At 55.3% G+C, this 19,332-nt stretch carries 21 protein-coding genes, 1 tRNA gene and 1 pseudogene; 15 read left to right on the top strand and 8 right to left on the bottom strand.

Annotated features, from left to right (window positions below; all coding sequences use genetic code 11):
- Positions 1-136: 136 nt before the first annotated feature.
- Positions 137-604, bottom strand: coding sequence for a TIGR03067 domain-containing protein (locus ETAA8_RS32885; RefSeq protein WP_145099258.1), 468 nt, complete (start codon positions 602-604; stop codon positions 137-139).
- A 33-nt stretch (positions 605-637) separates the two neighbouring features.
- Positions 638-937 (bottom strand): GYD domain-containing protein, encoded by a 300-nt coding sequence (locus ETAA8_RS32880; RefSeq protein WP_145099255.1) that lies wholly within the window; start codon positions 935-937, stop codon positions 638-640.
- A 96-nt stretch (positions 938-1,033) separates the two neighbouring features.
- Here ETAA8_RS32880 and ETAA8_RS32875 point away from each other — a divergent pair, with 96 nt between their 5' ends.
- The 6 genes from ETAA8_RS32875 to ETAA8_RS32845 all read left to right on the top strand — a co-directional run bounded on the left by ETAA8_RS32875 (position 1,034) and on the right by ETAA8_RS32845 (position 8,854).
- Positions 1,034-2,578: a right-handed parallel beta-helix repeat-containing protein gene (locus ETAA8_RS32875; protein ID WP_145099252.1), complete on the top strand. Its 1,545-nt coding sequence runs from the start codon at positions 1,034-1,036 to the stop codon at positions 2,576-2,578.
- Positions 2,579-2,656: 78 nt separating this feature from the next.
- Positions 2,657-4,093: a right-handed parallel beta-helix repeat-containing protein gene (locus ETAA8_RS32870; RefSeq protein ID WP_145099249.1), complete on the top strand. Its 1,437-nt coding sequence runs from the start codon at positions 2,657-2,659 to the stop codon at positions 4,091-4,093.
- A 177-nt stretch (positions 4,094-4,270) separates the two neighbouring features.
- Positions 4,271-5,083: a ZIP family metal transporter gene (locus ETAA8_RS32865; RefSeq protein ID WP_145099246.1), complete on the top strand. Its 813-nt coding sequence runs from the start codon at positions 4,271-4,273 to the stop codon at positions 5,081-5,083.
- A 1,022-nt stretch (positions 5,084-6,105) separates the two neighbouring features.
- Positions 6,106-6,861 carry a LamG-like jellyroll fold domain-containing protein gene (locus ETAA8_RS32860; protein WP_202921420.1) on the top strand — a complete coding sequence of 252 codons (756 nt, stop codon included), beginning with the start codon at positions 6,106-6,108 and terminating at the stop codon, positions 6,859-6,861.
- Between the two features lie 101 nt (positions 6,862-6,962).
- The gene (locus ETAA8_RS32855; RefSeq protein WP_145099240.1) at positions 6,963-7,271 is read left to right on the top strand and encodes a hypothetical protein; all 309 of its coding nucleotides are present in this window, start codon (positions 6,963-6,965) and stop codon (positions 7,269-7,271) included.
- Between the two features lie 254 nt (positions 7,272-7,525).
- Positions 7,526-8,854 (top strand): hypothetical protein, encoded by a 1,329-nt coding sequence (locus tag ETAA8_RS32845; RefSeq protein ID WP_145099237.1) that lies wholly within the window; start codon positions 7,526-7,528, stop codon positions 8,852-8,854.
- A gap of 115 nt (positions 8,855-8,969) precedes the next feature.
- On the opposite strand, the gene ETAA8_RS35100 is transcribed toward ETAA8_RS32845, so the two are convergent.
- Entirely contained in the window at positions 8,970-9,119 is a 150-nt protein-coding gene (locus ETAA8_RS35100) for a hypothetical protein (protein ID WP_202921419.1), read from the bottom strand.
- 232 nt (positions 9,120-9,351) lie between these two features.
- On the opposite strand from ETAA8_RS35100, the gene ETAA8_RS32835 reads away from it, so the two are divergent.
- The 6 genes and pseudogenes from ETAA8_RS32835 to ETAA8_RS36030 all read left to right on the top strand — a co-directional run.
- Positions 9,352-10,284 (top strand): alpha/beta fold hydrolase, encoded by a 933-nt coding sequence (locus ETAA8_RS32835; protein ID WP_315851593.1) that lies wholly within the window; start codon positions 9,352-9,354, stop codon positions 10,282-10,284.
- A 118-nt stretch (positions 10,285-10,402) separates the two neighbouring features.
- Positions 10,403-10,891 (top strand): MDR/zinc-dependent alcohol dehydrogenase-like family protein, encoded by a 489-nt coding sequence (locus tag ETAA8_RS32830; protein WP_145099227.1) that lies wholly within the window; start codon positions 10,403-10,405, stop codon positions 10,889-10,891.
- A gap of 506 nt (positions 10,892-11,397) precedes the next feature.
- Positions 11,398-11,832 (top strand): BON domain-containing protein, encoded by a 435-nt coding sequence (locus ETAA8_RS32825; RefSeq protein ID WP_145099224.1) that lies wholly within the window; start codon positions 11,398-11,400, stop codon positions 11,830-11,832.
- Between the two features lie 62 nt (positions 11,833-11,894).
- On the top strand, positions 11,895-12,419 hold the full coding sequence (locus ETAA8_RS32820) for a hypothetical protein (RefSeq protein WP_145099221.1): 525 nt from the start codon (positions 11,895-11,897) through the stop codon (positions 12,417-12,419).
- A gap of 309 nt (positions 12,420-12,728) precedes the next feature.
- Entirely contained in the window at positions 12,729-12,944 is a 216-nt protein-coding gene (locus ETAA8_RS32815; protein ID WP_145099218.1) for a transposase, read from the top strand.
- A gap of 106 nt (positions 12,945-13,050) precedes the next feature.
- Positions 13,051-13,506: pseudogene (locus tag ETAA8_RS36030) on the top strand (transposase); the annotation flags it as partial.
- Here ETAA8_RS36030 and ETAA8_RS32805 read toward each other — a convergent pair.
- From ETAA8_RS32805 to ETAA8_RS32790, 4 genes are all read right to left on the bottom strand, one after another.
- Entirely contained in the window at positions 13,444-15,057 is a 1,614-nt protein-coding gene (locus ETAA8_RS32805) for an ATP-binding protein (RefSeq protein ID WP_145099215.1), read from the bottom strand. The pseudogene ETAA8_RS36030 and the gene ETAA8_RS32805 overlap by 63 nt on opposite strands.
- Positions 15,058-15,194: 137 nt before the next feature.
- Positions 15,195-15,581, bottom strand: a complete 387-nt coding sequence (locus tag ETAA8_RS32800; protein WP_145099212.1) for a hypothetical protein — start codon at positions 15,579-15,581, stop codon at positions 15,195-15,197.
- A complete protein-coding gene (locus ETAA8_RS32795) occupies positions 15,574-16,044 on the bottom strand; it encodes a hypothetical protein (protein WP_145099209.1) in 471 nt (156 codons plus the stop codon). The genes ETAA8_RS32800 and ETAA8_RS32795 overlap by 8 nt, the downstream gene beginning before the upstream one ends.
- Position 16,045: 1 nt before the next feature.
- Entirely contained in the window at positions 16,046-16,225 is a 180-nt protein-coding gene (locus ETAA8_RS32790) for a hypothetical protein (RefSeq protein ID WP_145099206.1), read from the bottom strand.
- Between the two features lie 221 nt (positions 16,226-16,446).
- Here ETAA8_RS32790 and ETAA8_RS32785 point away from each other — a divergent pair, with 221 nt between their 5' ends.
- The 3 genes from ETAA8_RS32785 to ETAA8_RS32775 all read left to right on the top strand — a co-directional run bounded on the left by ETAA8_RS32785 (position 16,447) and on the right by ETAA8_RS32775 (position 18,076).
- Positions 16,447-17,004, top strand: a complete 558-nt coding sequence (locus ETAA8_RS32785) for a hypothetical protein (RefSeq protein WP_145099203.1) — start codon at positions 16,447-16,449, stop codon at positions 17,002-17,004.
- A gap of 216 nt (positions 17,005-17,220) precedes the next feature.
- Positions 17,221-17,318 (top strand) — tRNA-Pro (locus tag ETAA8_RS32780).
- Between the two features lie 68 nt (positions 17,319-17,386).
- A complete protein-coding gene (locus ETAA8_RS32775; protein WP_145099200.1) occupies positions 17,387-18,076 on the top strand; it encodes a DUF3800 domain-containing protein in 690 nt (229 codons plus the stop codon).
- A gap of 240 nt (positions 18,077-18,316) precedes the next feature.
- On the opposite strand, the gene ETAA8_RS32770 is transcribed toward ETAA8_RS32775, so the two are convergent.
- Positions 18,317-19,318, bottom strand: a complete 1,002-nt coding sequence (locus ETAA8_RS32770) for an IS1595 family transposase (RefSeq protein ID WP_145099197.1) — start codon at positions 19,316-19,318, stop codon at positions 18,317-18,319.
- Positions 19,319-19,332 lie beyond the last annotated feature (14 nt).

Raw genomic sequence — 19,332 nt, 5'->3', positions numbered from 1 at the left:
GCCACTCGACAAACTCGGCGCTGCGAGTCGTCGGACAAAAGCTCGCTACGGAAGTCGAAGCAAGCCCGGCTCCCAGAAGCAGGACCGAGCCATCTTGGAGGAAGCGGCGGCGAGTCTTGTTTGCTCCCATTTCTTCCTACTTCTCTCGCTCGAACGTCACGAGAATATGTTCGCTGCCGGGCGTGGACGTGAACTCGGAGGGCCGATCTTTGCCGGGTGGAGCAAAGCAGAGCTTGCGTGACTTCTCCCCAAGTTCGTAAATGCCAAGATGCACGCTCCCCTTGCCGCCGCCCTCGGTGATCGTGAAGTCGATGGTCTTGGGCTTCTTGGTTGGATCAAAGGAATTCGTCCCTTTGGCGACTTCTTTGCCTTCGGAAAGCAGGTTCCACACGCCATCCGGGCCGTTGACCACCGAGAGCTTCTTTGCATCCTCGTCATTTGACTTGTTGCCGTTCACTTCCAGCGTCACGATTCTCCAAGTGCCTTCGATCAGCTTGCGGTCCTTCTTGATTGCTTCGTCTTTGGCGTCGTCAGCGCTGGCAATCGCCGTGATCGCCACGAGCAGCGCTCCAACGATCCAGAACCCGCAGAATGTAGTTCTCATATTGGACCTCCATTGGCAAAAAAAGTGGTGAGCTCAGCCGCCATGCACCTTACTCACGATCTTGTCCATCTCGGCGGCGGTGAATGCCCGGCAGGTGGTCGTGTGGACGTTGCCCATCGCTCCCAGATGCAGAATGGCGGCGGTGGCAGTTTCATCGTCGGCGGCTTCCAAGATCAGTAGTCCGTCATGGTCGCCTAGCGTCCAGTAGATGTCCTTCACCTTCACACCCATCTTCTTAGCCTCGGCCTTGAAGATCGCTGCCCGTTTGGTGGTGTGGTCGACGTCTTTGATGCCCTGTTGAGAGAACTTGATGTTCGTGATGAAAGTTGCCATTTGGTGCGTCCTGTGCGTGGGAGAAGGGGCTGCCGCTTGCCTTGATTCTACCCGTGGTGGGAAAGGGCTAGAATCAGCCAAACAAAGGGACTCACCATGCTGCGAATGACAACGATTTTGCTCTTGCTTGCCACGGCACACCCAGCCGTGGCTGCGACACTTCGTGTTCCCGAAGACCACAAGACCATTCAAGCCGCTATCGACGCCGCCCAGCCCGGTGACACGGTGCAAGTCGCTGCGGGGCGCTACTCCGAGCGCATCTCGGTGCGAGCCGGAATCATCGTCCGCAGCGCAGGAGATGACTCAAAGGGAAAGGCCGGGCTAAAGCGGGCCGAGGCCACGATCATTGACGGTGGCGGCAAGATCGGTGACAAGCCCGGCGTCGTCATGGCCGAGGGCAGCACGCTCGACGGTTTCACGATCACCAACGTCGGGGCCTATGACGATGCACTCTGGAAAAAGCACTTCGATTCCCACGGCGAAGAACTGGCTGATGACGAAGGCTCGGTACAGGCCGAAGGAACGATCCCGGCGATCAGCATCAAGGGTGTTATCGCCTCGGTAACGAACAACATCGTTCACCACAACGGCGATGTTGGCATCGCCGTGGTCGGCAGCAGGGAACACAAAGTCACGCCGCTCGTCACGAGCAATATATCTTATCGAAACCTGGGCGGTGGGATCGGCGTGGCTGATCTGGCTGAGCCGGTCGTGCGAGAAAACACCTGCCACGAGAACCTGCGTGCCGGGATCGGCTGCCGGAACTCAAGCCCGATCATCCTCGACAACGTGTGTTTCCAAAACATCCGAGCAGGCATCGGTTGCCGAGAAGGCGCAAGACCCATCATGCGAGGCAATAAGTGCTACCAGAACCGCCGTGCGGGAATCGGGATTCGCATGGATGGAACGGCTCCCGTCGTCGAGGATAACGACTGCTACGAGAACGACATGGCTGGCATTGGTTGCCGGGATGGAGCCGAACCCATCATTCGCAACAACCGATGCAGCAAGAACAAGATGGCGGGCATCGGCTGCGATGGGGCCAGCCCGCTGATCGTGGGCAATGAGTGCCGGGAAAATGAGATGGCCGGGATCGGGATGCGGGGAGAGGGAATCGCCACGATCCAGGGCAACAAGTGCCATGAGAACAAACTGGTTGCTATCGGTGTGACCGATGGATCGACGGCAACGATCAGCGGCAACCAACTTTCCCGAACTGGTGGCGTGCCGCCCCTCATCGCCGTGAAAGGCTCCACGGCCCTGATTCAGGAGAATCAGATCGAAGGGGGTGGCGTGGCTGCCGTCTTGGTGCAGGGAACGGCAACCATCAGCAACAACAAGTTCCTCGGCCACGGCGAGAAACAGGGCAATGCCGTCTGGGTGTGGGAAGGTTCAACCGCCACCATCGACGCTAATTCATTCAACGGCTATCGAACGGCGGTCAATTCGACCAAGGCCACGGTGATCGTCACGAGCAACACCGTCCAGGGCTTCACCGGCCCGGCGATCATTATCAAGGACAGCAGCAAACCCGCCCATGTCTTTGGAAACACGGCGATCACGAAAGACGAGAAGGCAAAAGTCGTCGAGATTCAAGGGCCGGCTGGTGTCGTGGCCAACAATCTGGTGAAAGCGGAATGAGCGTGCCCAGTTAAAGAAGACGGGTGCTTTCACCACCTTGTCACCAACGCAGCTGCGACTCGGTCGGAGAAAAATAAGATGGCTAACGTGTTTGGTTTTGGCGCTATCGGCGATGGAGTTGCCGATGATACAGACGCCTTGCAACATGCCTTGAACGACGGCGACGGCGTGTTGCGACTCAACAAAGGGACGTATCGCATCACGAAACCGTTGGTTCTCGACCTGAAGCAGCGAGGATTCGGTGCGGTGCGTGGTGAAGCGGGGACTTCGCGAATCGTGATGACGGGACCTGGTCCAGCCCTGCGTGTGATTGGCGATCATCAGGGAACCGCTTCGCCGGCAAGTGTTCAGGCTCACACGTGGAATCACGAACGGTTTCTCACAATCAGCGGTATTGAAATCGTCGGTGAGCATCCCGAGGCCGTCGGGATCGAACTTCGGAAGACGTTGAAGTCTGTGATTTCCCAGGTGCTAGTTCGCCGTTGCAAGATCGGCGTGCATCTCGTGGAGCGCAACCGCGACTTCGTGCTGGCCGACTCGCATTTGTACGACAACCTCGAAATCGGCTTGTTCTTTGATCGCTGCAATCTGCACCAGACCATTGTTCATGCCTGTCACATCAGTTGGAACAAGATTGCCGGGATCAAATCCGTTGGCGGCGACGTCCATAACCTGCAGATCGTCGGCAATGACATTGAATACAACAACGCAACGGCTGGTTCTGCAAGTAAACCGCCGGCAGAGCGTCCCGACCTGTCACAACATCCGGGAGGCTCCGAAATTTGGTTCGATGCCACCGAGGGCGTGATAAGCGAGGTCACGATCAGTGGCAACACGATCCAAGCAACGGTGCAAACCGGCGGAGCCAATATTCGCATCGTCGGCGCTCCAGTAACACGACCGCAGCCAGCCGATTCACCGCAGAAACTCAAGCCCGATACAGCCCATCTCATCAACATCACCGGAAACGTGCTCGGTAGCCAATGGCGCGCGGTTGAGCTGCGCAATGCGTCTCGGGTTACGATCACCGGTAACTCGATCTACGACTCGCTGGACCTGTCGGTGTTTGCAACCCATTGTGCCGGCATCGTCGTTGGCGCCAACGCGATTGGGTGGCGAAGCCTTGACTCCGAGCCTCCCAAAGACGGGCTTCGGTTCGAAGATTGCGAGAATGTGCTACTCAGCGGCCTGACGACGCAGCGATTCTGTTCCGGTAGGCCTGAACGCGGCGCGGCGGTGACGTTTTTGCGCTGCCAAGACTGCGGCATCTCCGACTGCCAAATCCTTGACCCACTGCACCGGGGCATCGAACTTGAAGACTGCGTCCGTTGTCGAGTTGCAAATAATACCGTTGTCGATCGCCGCGCGCAGCCAACGATGCGCCACGCGATTCGCATCCTCGGCCAGAGTCGCCACAATCTTGTTACCGGCAATATTCTTCGCGGCGCCACCGACAAATTGCTCGAAGCGCCAGAAATGCCAACTGAAGTGCGTGACAACTTATTGCTCGGGTAACTCGAACTTGTTCATCGGCTGAACTGGATCGTACTCTGTTCGGTATAGGCTACAGCCTGTTTTTCGGGGAAGCCGCCGGAAACTATCCAGCGCTCACTCTATTCCCGATATTTTGCAAGGTTGCCTCCGCGCGCATTACTTGGACTTCGTCGACGAACTGGTCTTGAGGTGGCCGACATGTATTCCTGGTTTGTCTCTCTCCACCCGGCATTACAGGCTCTGCTGGCCGGATTGTTCACTTGGGCAGTAACCGCCCTCGGTGCGGCTGCGGTTTTCTGGACTGGGCAAGTCAATCGCAAGCTGCTCGACTCCATGCTCGGATTCTCAGGCGGAGTCATGCTGGCGGCCAGCTACTGGTCGTTGCTGGCTCCAGCGATTCAGATTTCGGAACGCGGCCCGCTACCGGCTTGGTTTCCGCCGCTCGTTGGCTTTCTGCTAGGAGGAGCCGCGCTGTGGTCGTTGGACAAATTGCTGCCGCACTTGCATTTGGGCTTCCCACTGGAAGAAGCAGAGGGACCCAAGACTTCCCTTCGTCGCGCGGTACTGCTCGTCATCGCAATTACGTTGCACAACATTCCCGAGGGGCTTGCAATTGGTGTTGCCTTCGGCGGGGTGATCGCTGGTAGTCAGGCGACTAGTCTTTCGGCTGCGGTGGCCCTGGCAATCGGGATAGGGCTGCAGAATTTTCCTGAGGGAATCGCAGTAGCAATGCCACTCCGCGGTGAAGGCATGAGTCGGTGGAAGAGCTTCTGGTATGGGCAACTCTCCGCAGCCGTCGAACCGGTTGCTGCTATAATCGGCGCCGCGGCCGTTGTGGCAGCCGCACCGATTTTGCCCTATGCGCTGAGTTTCGCAGCCGGCGCGATGGTGTACGTCGTGGTCGAAGAGCTAATCCCCGAATCCCACCGGCAAGGTAACGTGGACTTGGCGACGGTCAGCTTAATGATCGGTTTTGCCGTGATGATGGTACTGGACGTGGCCTTGAGTTGATTAGCGGCGCAACGATTGTTCATCGGAAAATGACCCCGGCCATTGACCATGATTTGCGTCCGAAAACAGCAGCCGGTAATTACCGGCAACTCGATGATTTACCGCGTTCTTTCGCTTGTTTTCGATCACGTGCGATAACTATTGATCATCCCGGTCAAAATGCTAAACTCTTTTCTGGCAATGAAGTTCGAGCTTTTTGGCAAGTGCGAAAAGACCAACTACGGAACCGAAGGTTAGAGGTTCGAGCCCTCTTGGGTGTACTTAGGGCCGCAACGACTTACGTCGAGCGGCTCGTATTGCTTCTTGAGTTCTGTACCTAGGTACATTGCCAGCATCGCAGGCATTTCGCCTTGACTTCTTGCAGACTCCCAAGCTTCATCCCCTGGGCGGTAGATGGTCTCGCTCCAAGTGTGATCGAACCATGTTGTAGTACGCCACCGTCGACAAGCTCTGGGAACTCTGCGGCCAGGTTCTCGAACTCTTCACCGAACCCGAGTGCCGAAACTATTTCCACCACTGCGGATACCGCCAGGCCTAAAATGCAACTGCTCTAGTTCCACGAACTTCACGGCTGGCGGCATGGGGGATTATCGCCATGTTGATCGCCGTCTTTACCTCAAACATCTATCTCTACCATCACCAGGAATTGCTTTCCGCCTCGCCGGTGGTTCACTTTCTTCGATTGCCTCTCCAGGCCGTTTTTTTTCTGTGGGCGTATTGGCACACGAGGCCGAGCCTTGAAGAGAAGAGGCCGCCAGTCAGCAAAAGCGACTGATTCTATTGCCGACGGGTGACCACAACTCAATCGTCAAGTGGAATCGGACGGAGTATTTCCAGGCTCTACGTGGCTTCGTGAAATCACTCGCTCATGGGTGAGGCTTCTTGAGATGGACTCAAGTTGCGAGAATCTGCGTTAAAGGCGTAAGCTAGACTGCCGCAGGAATTGGCAGACGGTCTGACCTCCAGAGCTTGATCGCACCGAAATGATACCGAACTCCAGCGACTGTTACGCAGCAACGATCTTGGCCGACAAACCTGTTGGCTATTGGCGATTGAACGAGCAATCGCTCGATGATGTTGTCGTCGATGAATCCGGCCATTGTCGGCATGGCAAGATCGTCGGCACTCCGACATTGAGCATCGAAGGGGCGATTCAAGGCAACTCGAATAAGTCGATTAAATTCATTCCAAAATCCTACATCGAAATCCCCAGTTCGCCAGATTTCAGCATCTCCACCAGCGGAGACGGGCTGACCGTCGAAGTGTGGATGCGCCCCGATCAGACTGAGTTTACTCCAGAACCGGGCAGCCAATATGTACATTGGCTGGGTAAGGGCGAACCCAATGAACGGGAGTGGGGATTTCGCTTTTACACGAAACATGATCCCAACTTTCCGAATCGCATCTGCGCCTACGCTTGGAATCTTGCCGGTGATGAAGGAGCCGGTGACGACTATCGGGAACCAATTAAAATACCCTCGCCGTGGCTGCACTTTGTCGCCTGTTTTGAACCCTACGATGAAAATCAGGCACGTAGTCGGGGAGTTATTCTCTACACCAACGGGACAACGGGCAAAGGTTATCGAACCAAGACCACGTTCTATGAGAATCCTGGCAGATGGCATGTGATTCCCAAGAATGGCGATTCACCATTGCAATTGGCGACACGCAATCGAACGGGATTCCTCAGCGGTGGATTGGACGAAGTTGCCATCTATCCGAAAGTGCTTTCGCCTGAGCAAATCAGCAGTCACTACGCTGCTGGCATGGGGAGATAGATCAGCCCATTTGAGCATCTCGGCCAACGACTTCATCGGGAATTGAAGTGAGCCTGCTAAGATGGGTGCAGCGAAGAAATATCGAAGGAGAAGGAAGCAAGATGGACCGTACCCGAAAAGCGACTCGTGAGGGGAACGAAATCACGCTCCAACACATGAGTCCCAAAGAGGCTTTCCTGATCGAGGAACTGGTCGAAGATAATCTGACTCAACTTCTGGCGTCTGTTGAACAGTTGAAAGAAACGCCCGAAGGAAGCGCCGAGCTTCAACGCAGGACCAAAGCATTTGGCGAATGCCGGCGAATCGAGGACGAAACGTCTCGCCAGTATTACGACAAGCTACGTCGTTGGCTGAACCAGGAGATTCCGCAAACAAAATCGCCGCTTCATCGTCCGAGGCAAGTTGAATAGTTGCCAAGGTAGGCGTTGCACATGTGAACTTTGAGGCTCAGACGGTGAGGCCAGACACCGTGATCTTGCACAGCCGGGCCGACGACGTGATTCCCTTTCTGATTCGTAAGAGTTGGCGGTGAACAGCGGGGCCATGTTGGTTGAGGTCGGCACCGATCATCGGCTGGCTGACCCGGAGCCACTGATGGCGATGCTGAAGGCGTATGGGGTGTTGTCGCAAAGAGGGACGACCGATGATCTTTGTTCGGGCACTGTTGCTGACCATCCTCGGACTCGTGCCGTTTTGTGTCGGCGAGGAGAAGCGCCCGGTCGTGCGTGACTCGGAGAAGATGGCTTACCTGGACAATGGGATCATCAAAATCGGAGTGGACCTCGACCGTGGCGGTAGCATCGGGTTTCTGGCCGATGCCAAGAAAACTGACAGTGCCGTCAACGTCCATGATCTCGGCAGGTGGATCGGCCAATCATACTATTCTGGCCCCATGCCCTTTGGCACGCCGCATCCGGGCTGGAAGGACTGGCCGTGGAACCCGGTTAGTGCCGGGGATGTCTATGGCAACCCGTCGAAATTGATTGAGAAGAAAAATGACGGCAAGACCCTCTACATCAAGTCGGTCCCGATGCAGTGGGCGTTGAAGAATTTGCCGGGGGATTGCCAAATTGAAACGTGGATCACGCTGGAAGGTCGCTCCGTCCGTGTCCGCAATCGGTTGACCAATGATCGTAAGGATCACGCTCAATACCGAGCGATGGATCAAGAATTGCCCGCCGTCTACACCACCGGCAAGCTGCACCGGTTGATGACCTACACGGGTGACAGTCCGTTCGCCGACAAGCCCCTCAAGGAGATTCCCAAGATACCGGCGAAAGGCACGAGGCCGCATTGGACGACGTTCTTCGCCACCGAACATTGGGCCGCTCTCGTGGACGACGACGATTGGGGATTTGGCGTGATTCACCCCGATGTCGTCCGTTTTGTGGGCGGGTTTTACGGCAAGCCGAACACGGGCGGTCCCGACGATGATCCCAGCGGGTACGTCGCACCCGTGCGGCAAGAAATCCTCGATCACCACATCGTCTACGAGTACCATTACACGCTCGTCCTCGACTCCCTGACGAACATTCGCAAAGAAGCCTACAAGCAGCGCCCGAAATCCGCCGTGCCGGATTACCGCTTCAAGAAGGACCGCCAGCACTGGTGGCTCGTGAACGCCAACGACACGGGCATCCCGGTGAAGGATAGCTGGCGGCTGAAAGTCGAGCAGGACGATCCGCAGATGTTCGGTCCTGAAGGATGCTGGCAGGCGAAGGACGCCGCCACAATCTTCGTTCGAGCGGCTTACCGGACGACGAACAAGACCGCCGAGTTGTTTTGGGAATCTGCCGACAAGCCGGGGTTTCGGGGGGAACAGAGCGTGAAGTTCGCCATCGTGCCGGATGGCAAAATGCGGACCTACGAAGTGGACCTGTCCTCGTCGGCGGCGTATCGAGGGGCAATCAGAAGGCTACGGTTCGACCCCGTAGAAACGGGACGGCCCGGCGAGACGGTGGATGTGGAGTTCATCTCTGCCAAGAGGGATTAGGATGGAACGAATGCACGATGACGGACCCGAACACAGTCGAGAAGCTGGAAGGGTAGATCGAGGACTCTGTTGCCGAAGTCGTGAAGATGGGCGTGACGTAGCTGCCTCTGCTCCCTCAATCCTGTTCGTGCATCATGTCACCTGGAGCATCAATTCCATCTGCCACATTTGGGGGCAGCAACCGTTCAAAAGCAACGACGAAAGTCGCAACAACGCCTTTTTTGGCATCCTTGGGCTGGGTAAAGGCTGGCACAACACGCACCATGCCTTTCCGACATCGGCCAGACATGGGCTGCGTTGGTGGCAAATTGACGTGAGCTTTTGGGTAATTCGGTTACTGGAGCGGTTTGGGCTTGCGTGGAACGTGAAAGTGCCATCTCGCGCCGCCATCTCGAGTAACAGGATTTATTCAAAGCAAATCTCGCAAAAGCGCACAAGTTGTCACCCACCGGACAGGCATTCAGTCGCGTCACTTCACCGGCGACCGGTTATTGCCGGTGAGGAGCAGTTTTCACGATCGTAAGGCGGAGAAAAGACGGTTGACACCGCTCGACATTCCCGCGTTAGTAGAGTCACGATTCGCTAACGGTGTATCTTTCGAGTGCGCCGTGGCAGGCGATAGCTCTAATACCCTCGTGATTCTGCTCCACGGATTCCCCGATCTCTGGCAAGGATGGCACTTTCAACTCCCCTCGCTCGCCGCCGAATTTCGAGTGCTTGCTCCTAACCAGCGGGGATACGGACGAAGCGACAAGCCGTCGGAAGTTTCAGCCTACGATATCGACCAGTTGGCGAAAGATGTCGTAGCACTTGCTGATTCGGAAGGAGCGCTAAGATTCCATGTAGTCGGGCATGACTGGGGTGGCATTGTTGCGTGGTGGGTTGCTGCGCGATATCCCGAGCGGGTGAAAAGGCTCGCAGTTCTGAACGCTCCCCACCCAGGCGCGTTCTTTAGGTACTTGCTGCGTAGTCCCACTCAACTATTGCGGAGCTGGTACGTGGCATTGCTTCAGGTGCCATACTTGCCCGAACTTCTCCTCTCAGCGAACCACTTCAATTTGCTGTACCGCAGTGTCGTTGCGACAAGTCAACCTGGCGTGTTTGATAACAGCGATCGAACCTATCTGCTCGACGGTTGGACCCAGTCTGGCGCGCCCACCGCCATGCTGAACTACTATCGCGCCTTCTTTCGTCGTTCTACACGATCGATGCAGATCCGCATCGTTCCGCCGGCTTTGATTCTGATGAGTCGATCTGACCCGACTGAAGAACCTGGACTTGCAGAAGCTAGCCTCGCGTTTTGCGATCATGGTCGAATCAAATGGTTTGAAGAGGCAGCACATTGGCTCCAAAGAGAGGAGTCGAGCCGGCTTACCCACGAGCTACTAGCCTTTCTTACCAGCTCGGACGTCAAATCTGTTGTCGACTGATTTGCTGAGCATTTTGGTTGTTGAGCAAATCAACGTGTTTTCAGTCGAACAGTGCTACGCAAAAGATCGACTTGCTGCTTGATAATTGCCATTTGATCGCATTCCGGAACGACTGAAAATGGCGCAGGAGCATGGCAAAGCCGAGATGATCGACTTCAGCAAGGTTGATACCTACACTAAGCTCCAAGAATTGACTAAGGGACGTGGGCCCGATCGCTGCATCGACGCCGTTGGCCGCGAGGCTCATGCGGCGAGTACGTTGGGTGTCGTCGCCGATCAGATCAGGACTGCGGTGATGCCGTCCGATCAGATGCACGCAGTCAACGAAGCCATCAAGTGTTGCCGCAAGGGGGGCACCATCTCGGTTCCGGGCGCTTACGCAGGGTTGGCGGATAAACTCCTGTTCGGCGCGTTTATGAACAAGGGCCTGACCAAAACTCCAGCGGTGACCGTTTCCGCCGGCACGGACTCGACTCGAACTGTCCCACCGACTTCTCTGCTAACTGCTGGTATTCCCGCAGTACTCAGTGTCAAAGAAGGATCGATTGGCACCGAATCGCCGACAGAGAGCACATGGCGAACCTGGAAGCGATTAGGTCAGTTTTGAGGGAGTTAGAATCGTCCCGGCATGACGTTGAAGTAGCACTAACTCCACGCGAAAGCGAAGGCACGCTGCTTTACGCGAGCACGGAGTTGTCTACGGTGCCAGTCGAGTGCAGCAGGTCGTTTAGCCTCCCGCAGTTCGACCGGCCCAGCGGTTAACCGGAGTTTGCCCGGGGCCGTCAACACCACACGGTTGCAAATTGACTTGAGTGACAAAACTTTCAGATGCGCGCGCTGCGAGCGCCTTAGATTCGAAGCGCTCTCTGGCGGCTACGTGAGCACTGTGACCGCAATTACGTCAAACTGGGCTGCTGAAACAATCCACGATTCCCACTTCTGTATCGATTTGCATGCTGGTTTAAAACTCCGCTTCATTGTCGGGGCGTTTTTGACTGGCGGCATACGACGTGCTGCAAAGCACCTTCGCCTATTTGATCGTGCGAATCGAATTGAAGCGATTTGCCCGCCTTACTTCTAACTTCATTTTTTCTCTCTCGAAGGAGGTTGCCAATGCGCTGTTATGGAATCCTTTTACTCGCCCTATTAGCTGGCTGTGAAAACTCACTTGGCCCAACAACAAAGACGGCACCGCCGCCAGGTTCCTCCTCAACTGACAACTCGTCGGTGAGGTTACCGGCAGATGGGGCGACAAGTCGAGATAACACGGCTGTCAACACTCGCGATCAAAGTTCGAGCACCAAAACTCCGTTTGACCAAGGTCAAGGTGCTGATGACATCAAAGTGACAGCAGACATCCGTACGAAAATCGTCAATCACTCTGGCATGTCGATTAATGGCCGCAACGTCAAAATCATCACCGAGAATGGCAAGGTTACGCTACGCGGTCCCGTTAGCTCTCAGGAGGAGAAGGATGTAATCGACAAGTTTGCCAAGGATACATCCGGTGCTGTCAATGTCGATAACCAAATCGAAATTGCACCGTAGGCAGTTGAGGAATTACGGATCAGTTTTAAAACTCGAATTGTTCAAAATCAGGGGAATGAATTATGACCAGTGTATATTGTCTTGCAACGAGTAATGCCCAGGCGGTTCGCATCGCTGATCGTTTGCGGACCGGCGGCTTCTCTTCCGACGACATTTCAGTTTTGTGTTCAAATAACGAAAGCACTCGCGATTTCGCGGTCGACAATTCTACAAAGGCACCTGAGGGAACGGCGATCGGCGCGAGCACGGGCGCGGTTGTCGGTGGAACTTTGGGTTGGCTCGCTGGAATTGGTTTACTTGCTATCCCTGGCGTTGGACCGTTAATTGCTGCGGGGCCAATTATGGCGGCGCTATCTGGTGCTGCTGCTGGCGGCACATTGGGCGGAGTTTCGGGGGCATTGATCGGCATGGGCATACCGGAATACGAAGCGCAGCGGTACGAGGGAAAATTGCAGCAGGGTCACATCCTCCTTTCAGTGCATGCCGACGATTCTGATGAAGCAGCCCGGGTAAGGACAATATTCACCGAAGAAAAAGCAGAAGATATTTCCACAGGCAGTGAAGCTTCGGTTGGGTCATCGCGGTAGTGGGCTGAGACGATCATTGACGCGAGCTACCCAAAGCCGTGAACCCTTTTTGGTGGGATCGAAAATTCCTTGATGCGATTGAGTTTAGTGACGTTACTTTTGTTTCTCACCGCGAAAGGATTTTTCTGCGCTCACCCGAGAGGATTTCGGAATGTCGCATCAAGATCAAGGTCGCAGTCAGCAAGGTCGAAGTCAGGTTGTCGTTGCCGAATTCCAAGCGGATCAGCTTCGGCAGTCACGATAGCGATTGCTCGCCGATGGGGACTAGGGTGCGATTCGGCTTCGCAAGGCACCTAGAGTCCCTGGGAGTTGACCTATGCCGAGTGGCAGGTGATTAAGCGGTTTCTGCCAGCATTAAAGCCGCGCGGCCACAAGGAGATCGGCTGGCGGCGAATCCTGGACGGCATCTTTTGCGGAAACAAAGAAGGTTGTCAGTGGCGGGCGTTGCCGAAAGAGTTTGGCAAGTGGCAATTGTACTATCACTACTTTCGCCTGTGGCGCATGGATGGCCCTGGCAGGGGGTGAGTGATGCGCTGCGGCGCCTGGAGCGTAAATCGCAGGGCCGCAAATTATATCCTTCGTTCGGCCTCATTGACCGTCAGTCGGCGAAAACGACTGCGAAAAACAAGCTCGCGGGTACGACGCGGGCAAGAAGATCCGCGGTCGCAAGAGGCACTTGATGGTCGGAACGCAGGGTCTGCAGCTCACCGCGCTTTTGCATCCGGCCAACATTCGAGATCGCGATGGCGCTAAGGTGCTCGTTGAGCGAATGAAATGCACGCTCTCCCACTTGCGAACCTTGTTCGCCGATGGCGTTTATACGGGCCAGTTGGTCGACTGGATCGTCGAACGCACCTTAGCTTGGCTGAGCCAGTATCGCCGCCACTGCCGCGAGTACGAACGGCTTGCCGAGATTAGCGAAGCAATGATTTACGTCAACATGATCCGCTTAATACTCCACAGAGCAAGTAAACGGAAGGCAAAAGCGTGTTTTTCAGACAGCCCCTTAGATCCAAATGTTACGTCAAGAAACCGGCATTTCTGCGAGCATTCCCGTAAGAACGTCCATGTCCACAGGCTTGACTAGATGCCGATCGAAGCCGACCTCCTGCGTTCGCTGCCGGTCACGCTCAGCGCCCCATCCAGTAAGGGCTACTAGGAATATGTTTTGGCCCCACGTGTGAGTTCGAATGCGGCGGGCAGCTTCATAACCGTCCACCTTTGGCATCCCGAGATCCATCAAAACTAGGTTCGGTCGGAATTCCTCCGCGGTGGCCACTGCCGCCTCCCCACCGTGTGCTGTTCGCACATCGTGTCCCATAATCTTGAGCATCATCGTCAGCGTCGCCGCTGCGTCTTTGTTATCGTCAACTACAAGGATGCGTCGACGCGGCCCGCTCGGGATCTCTGCACGATTGGTCGGCTCGACGGAGGCACCCACAGATACTGGCAAGCGGACGATGAACTCGCTGCCCTGTCCGAGACCCTCACTGAGAACCTCAACTCGTCCGCCGTGCAGTTCGACGAATTCTTTGACTAGGGACAATCCAATTCCCATTCCGCCCTGCGTGCGTCGCCATGACGTGTCCACCTGCACGAACGCTTCAAAAATGTGGGGGAGCTTCCCGGCGGGGATACCGATTCCCTGGTCCTGAAGGCTAACCTCAACTTCGCTTCCATCCAACTTGGCGGTCAGCCGGATACTTCCCCCTGGCTCACTGTATTTGGCAGCGTTGTTCAGCAGGTTCAGGAATATTTGGGCGAGCCGGGTCCGATCGCCGTCGAGCGTGATCGGGCTCGGCGGTAGAGCAACCGTCAATTGGTGTTGCCCATTCTCGATTTGCGTGCGGCTTGCCTCCACTGCATCACGCACGACTGACGCCAGATCCACGCTTTCCTTGTGGAGTTTCAGTTTGCCTGTCGTGATTCGGCTGATGTCGAGCAAGTCGTCCACTAATCGCACCAGCTGCTTCAACTGGCGTTCCATCATTTCTCTGGTATCTTCTGCCAGATCCTGATCCCCTACACTCAGCTTGAGGAGTTGTAGCCCGCTGCTGAATGCAGAGAGGGGATTGCGAAGCTCGTGGCTCAATACCGCGAGGAAGTGGTCTCGACCGCGAACAGCAGCCTGCAGCTTCTCACTTAGTTTTTCCGCCACTTCCGTGAGTTCGTGCTGCCGGGTCGCGGAGATCAGCAGGGACTCGTTCATCGCAACAGACTTCTGGCGGAAAAGCGCGGTCTCGGTCACGTCCGTTACCTGGATCATAACGCCTACCGGCCTCTCGCTTGCGCCGAGTATCGCCCACATCGCGTACGACCAATAAACGGGTCGCGACTGCAATTGGCGGTGTTCCTGCTCCGCTAAATTTTCGGCGATTCCGGTGCGAAAGACGCGGCCAAGTAGAGCCAGGCATCCGTTCTCGGTTCCCTCGGGCACTGCATCGGCGAAAGGCCGACCGACGAGGTCCTTTTCGTCTTTCCTAACCAGTTGGAGAAAGGCCGGATTCACATACGACACGATATGCGTCGTCCCATCCACGGCAACTATCGGCTGAGGCGACAGCTCCGACAAATACCGGCAAAGTCGGGGAAATGGCGGCACATGCTCCATGGCGTCGATTTCCGGTTCTATGTGCATGACCCCTCCTATTCTTAGTGGTCCTGCGTGCCGGTGGTGGTCGCTTCGCCGTCGTCGCTAGATCCTCCGCTGAGTCGTTCGGGAACGGAATGTTATACTTGTGCAACCCAAGCATGTCTGGCAATTTCAAAGCCTGCCTATTCTGTTTCGTCGTCGTCGCCAAGGTAGCTGTCGATGGTAGATTCGGCTCCAGACACGCGAAATTCAATCGCATCGAGTAATTTATGCCGCTGCGGAACGTCAGCAACGCTCCATGTTTTCGTCCCGCTCGAATTCACAAATTCGACACTCACATCCTCGGCATCATCGTAGTTCTCTTCGTCATGCCAATGCTTGTACGTCATTCGGTAGGCAATGATCTGATTATTGGCAATATGAGTGATGTAAATAGGACCGATTGCATTGTTCCTTCCCCATCCAGTCTGTAGCTGAAACGAGGATGCCGCCTCCCAATTAAGTGAACCGCTGGCCGTGTCCTCGGCCAGTTTTGACACAAATTTTCGCACCTTCGCTTCTTCAAGCATTCTTCGCCTCCCACTGCTTGCCTTTTGAATACAACTCAACCGCGACTGCGAGCGCCTCTAAATCAGCAACACACGTCTCTGCGAGATCCTCGATTGCTGTGTTGCTCGCTGTTGCCCGCTGGAGTTGTGACGCGAGAGCAACTGACCTGCTGCCCAGTTTTCCCCCAACTTCCTCTAGGCTCTCGCAAATTGCTGAAGCTTTTTTGAACTCTGCATGTAGCTGCTGCCATCGTGACATGCTTGTGTAGTTCTTGGCGTTCTTGAGGACCGGCTTTAGTTTGACACTGCACTGTTCGGCAAGGATTCGATATCGAAGGTACGCGTTAATACCGCTCACTTGCCGCCAAACTACAACCGTTATCCACAGGCCGATTATCGAGAGAATTAGTCCGGTTGTGCCGACGATCACGTCGAATGTGTTTTTCCCGTACTGCCAGAACCAGTCGCCAATCGCCTGTAACATGCTATTTCTTCGCCGCCCGTTCCGGCGAGGACTTCTTCGCGGACTTGTTCGTGGCCGGCTTTGCCGTTGGCTTCTTCTTCGCCGACTCAGGCAGCTTCTTCGGATCGACCTTCAGCAGTCCGCCCACCGCGGTCTCGAAATCGAGCGGGATATGGACTGGTGGTTTCCTCTTGTCAGTCATCAACAAACTCCTTCTTGAACGACTTTCCGTCGTCTGTTCAGTCATCATCACTGCTGTCCAGTTGCCGCAGCCCAGAAATCTGGAAAAACCCAAGTCTCAGTTGCCCTAGCACTTATGGTGCTTTCGCCGCTCGCTAGCTTCAATCGGTGGGGTGCGCCCGCTTTTCGGATGGGTACCAAGTTCCCATATTTAGTTCAACCTTCTTTACCGGGAGAATCACTATGTCTGATGCAGTCCAGCAAACCATTGCCCTAGTTCAGCAACAAATCGCAGAACTTGAGGCGGACTTGATTGAGAAGAAGCGCATGGTCAACAGCCTTCGCAGCCTCATCAAGCAAGAGCCGATCTACACCGACGAGCAACTCGTCACCACCAAAGCTTCGGGGACTTTGCAGCCTGACGCGTACTATGGACAACCGCTTGCCAGCGCGGTTCGCATGGTCCTTGAACGGCGCAAAGCGAACGGTGCTGGTCCAACCACCGCAAACGAAATTTACGATTCGTTGCTGGAGGGCGGTTACAAGTTTAACACGTCCAACGACGAGCATGCAAAGCGCGGCCTTTACGCTGCCCTTTCGAAGAACACCGCCACGTTCCACAAACTTCCCAACGGTCTCTACGGGCTGCTGGAGTGGTATCCGGGCGCACGCGAACCGAAGCCCGCAAAGGCTCCAAAGGCAGCAGGCGGAACTCAGCCACAGTTGCGCATCGACGACATTTCAGAAGACGAATTCGACTTCGCAGCGCGGGAACAGGAAGCTAATAACGCTGCCAAGTAACCAATACTCTGCCAGGAAGAGCTGTGTAATTTCTCAACAATGCAGAAGGGAGTGCAGTAGTGCCAAATAGGAAGGCCGGCACGGCGGCCAGCGTGAAAGAAGACAACTAGGGCGGACGTGTTTTGCGGACCCAGCCGCCCTAGTTGCCGTGCGACATTTTGCACCTAATGGTGCCGATCATCCCGACCGACAGCCAATTGGCTGTCGGTCTTTAGTGCGGCAGTGGCGAAATTAGCAGACGCGTCAGCTTTGGAAGCTGGTGGAACCACTCTTTACCGGGAATGTCCGTGCGGGTGCAAATCCCGTCTGCCGCATTTTCATTATACGGATGGCGATGAAAATGCGATAGTCGTTTCGGCAATCAACAGCATTGGATGCGAGCATGTCGGGCGGGAAAATTTTTCGGGTGTACTGCGACGAAAGCCGCACCGTTCAAGACCGATTTATGGTCTTCGGCGGAATCATCACGAGCCCAGAGTGTGAACTGAAGTTCACCGAGAGCATTGCTGCTTATCGCGATCTTCACTCGATGCACGCAGAAATGAAGTGGACGAAAGTCTCCAACCAGAAGATCGGCGAATACGCCGAATACGTTAATGAGTTTTTCCGAGTGTGCCGGCGCGACCTGCTCCACTTTCGATCTGTCGTATTTGATACCACGCAAATCGACTACGACACCTATCATGATGGAAGCAAAGAGACCGGATTCTATAAGCTCTACTACCAGTTCCTGCTGCACTCCTTTGCTGTATACGCCGCCAATAACGAAGACAGAATTCAGGTGTTTTTTGACCAGCGGCAGTCAAAGCATTCACTTGAAGAGTTTCGCAATATCCTGAATCGTGGAGTGCGAAAGAGGTTCAACCGGTCAGTTGACATCGTTTCTACGGTGGAGCCTGTAAGGTCACACGAAAGCGAACTGATTCAGATGGCCGATGTCCTGATGGGAGCAGTTGGATACCACCAAAACGACCGTCACTTGGTGGCTGGTGCAAAGCAAGCAAAGGTAACTCTAGCATCGCATATTGCGATGATTAACAAGCTAACTTCGCTGAAGCAAAAGACGCCGTAGGGCTCACGGCATTTTGGGATATGGCCGTTTCTGTTTCCAATAAAAAAAGCGCCCTAGTTGCCTAGGCATTCGGTTAAGAATGCGACCCGCAAAGGGGTTTCCGTGACATCATCACGGTTTTCGGCAAAAAGTGACGCTCTGTCTGAAGTATCGGTAAGTACTGGCACAATGTCAATTGCGGGGCAGCTTGCCCATGCATTTTGTCTGGACACTCGGTGCTGCCACAACCAGTTGTGGCGATTATTCACCCACCAGACCAGTTCCAGGCTTGCGATCCTTTGGTTGCTTGTACATCAACCGCTTGCCACCAGCGGCCTGAATCGCCTTCACCATCCGCTGGCCATCGGTCAGCTTCATGTGGGTCCAGCGAAATGCGAATTCAACGCAATATCGTTGCAGGTGGGTTTCGCTGAGTTGGTGGAACGTGCCGTAGTGACCACGCTTCAACAAACTAAAGAATGATTCAGCGGTGTTGCTGTGGATGCGTAGATCGTTCTCGCGGCGAGCGTATTCGCCACTGCGGTGGTTCGTGGTGTGGTGTCCCTTGAACAGTTTCCCGGTCGATGTGTAGAGCGGGCTTTCGTCAGTCATCAAGGTTGCTTCGCTGGCGATTACGGCTTCCATTGCGCGGCGAAGTCTCTTGCTGGTGACGTTCTTGATCGGTGTGGCAACCGCAGCACCCTTGCGTTCAACCAGCACTAGAACCGGCTTCTTGCTGGTGCCACGACCAGGCTTGCCCTTCGGACCACCGCGACGCGGTTTACCGCCGACATAACACTCGTCTGCCTCAACTTCGCCCTTGAGCATCCCAGCCATTGGGTCCAGCTTCATGCTCTCGCGGATGCGGTGGGTCATAAACCAAGCCGACTTGACGGTGATTCCAAGCTCGCGGGCAAGTTGGTGACTGCTGACGCCCTTCTTGCTGGAAGTCATCAAGTGGATAGCGAACAGCCAGAACCTAATCGGCAGTTTGCTGTCTTCAAAGATGGTGCCGACTTTCACCGTGAACTGCTTGCGGCACTTGTTGCACTTGCAGACACCCTTGCGAACGGGCTTCTTCGATCCGGCCTTGGGTGTCAGACGGTAGGCTTTCTCGCTACCGCAGTGTGGGCAAACCGGACCATTCGGCCAGCGCTTGGCTTCCATGAATTCGCGGGCTTTGTCTTCATCTGCGAAGATGGCGGCCATGCTCATGGCGTTAAGATCAGCGTCGGTGTTTGTCTTCGGCAGTTTGGCAGGCATCGCAAGTTTCCTTT

The sequence above is a fragment of the Anatilimnocola aggregata genome, assembly GCF_007747655.1.
GTDB classification, from domain to species: domain Bacteria; phylum Planctomycetota; class Planctomycetia; order Pirellulales; family Pirellulaceae; genus Anatilimnocola; species Anatilimnocola aggregata.
Note: the sequence above shows the minus strand (reverse complement) of the source record. Positions and strands in the feature narration are given on the sequence as shown.

Excerpts from the sequence above, each read along its gene's own strand:
- ETAA8_RS32885 (WP_145099258.1), bottom strand. The coding sequence starts at position 604 with ATGAGAACTACATTCTGCGGGTTCTGGATCGTTGGAGCGCTGCTCGTG.
- ETAA8_RS32880 (WP_145099255.1), bottom strand. The coding sequence starts at position 937 with ATGGCAACTTTCATCACGAACATCAAGTTCTCTCAACAGGGCATCAAA.
- ETAA8_RS32875 (WP_145099252.1), top strand. The coding sequence starts at position 1,034 with ATGCTGCGAATGACAACGATTTTGCTCTTGCTTGCCACGGCACACCCA.
- ETAA8_RS32870 (WP_145099249.1), top strand. The coding sequence starts at position 2,657 with ATGGCTAACGTGTTTGGTTTTGGCGCTATCGGCGATGGAGTTGCCGAT.
- ETAA8_RS32865 (WP_145099246.1), top strand. The coding sequence starts at position 4,271 with ATGTATTCCTGGTTTGTCTCTCTCCACCCGGCATTACAGGCTCTGCTG.
- ETAA8_RS32855 (WP_145099240.1), top strand. The coding sequence starts at position 6,963 with ATGGACCGTACCCGAAAAGCGACTCGTGAGGGGAACGAAATCACGCTC.
- ETAA8_RS35100 (WP_202921419.1), bottom strand. The coding sequence starts at position 9,119 with ATGGTGCGTGTTGTGCCAGCCTTTACCCAGCCCAAGGATGCCAAAAAA.
- ETAA8_RS32830 (WP_145099227.1), top strand. The coding sequence starts at position 10,403 with ATGGCGCAGGAGCATGGCAAAGCCGAGATGATCGACTTCAGCAAGGTT.
- ETAA8_RS32825 (WP_145099224.1), top strand. The coding sequence starts at position 11,398 with ATGCGCTGTTATGGAATCCTTTTACTCGCCCTATTAGCTGGCTGTGAA.
- ETAA8_RS32820 (WP_145099221.1), top strand. The coding sequence starts at position 11,895 with ATGACCAGTGTATATTGTCTTGCAACGAGTAATGCCCAGGCGGTTCGC.
- ETAA8_RS32805 (WP_145099215.1), bottom strand. The coding sequence starts at position 15,057 with ATGCACATAGAACCGGAAATCGACGCCATGGAGCATGTGCCGCCATTT.
- ETAA8_RS32800 (WP_145099212.1), bottom strand. The coding sequence starts at position 15,581 with ATGCTTGAAGAAGCGAAGGTGCGAAAATTTGTGTCAAAACTGGCCGAG.
- ETAA8_RS32795 (WP_145099209.1), bottom strand. The coding sequence starts at position 16,044 with ATGTTACAGGCGATTGGCGACTGGTTCTGGCAGTACGGGAAAAACACA.
- ETAA8_RS32790 (WP_145099206.1), bottom strand. The coding sequence starts at position 16,225 with ATGACTGACAAGAGGAAACCACCAGTCCATATCCCGCTCGATTTCGAG.
- ETAA8_RS32785 (WP_145099203.1), top strand. The coding sequence starts at position 16,447 with ATGTCTGATGCAGTCCAGCAAACCATTGCCCTAGTTCAGCAACAAATC.
- ETAA8_RS32775 (WP_145099200.1), top strand. The coding sequence starts at position 17,387 with ATGTCGGGCGGGAAAATTTTTCGGGTGTACTGCGACGAAAGCCGCACC.
- ETAA8_RS32770 (WP_145099197.1), bottom strand. The coding sequence starts at position 19,318 with ATGCCTGCCAAACTGCCGAAGACAAACACCGACGCTGATCTTAACGCC.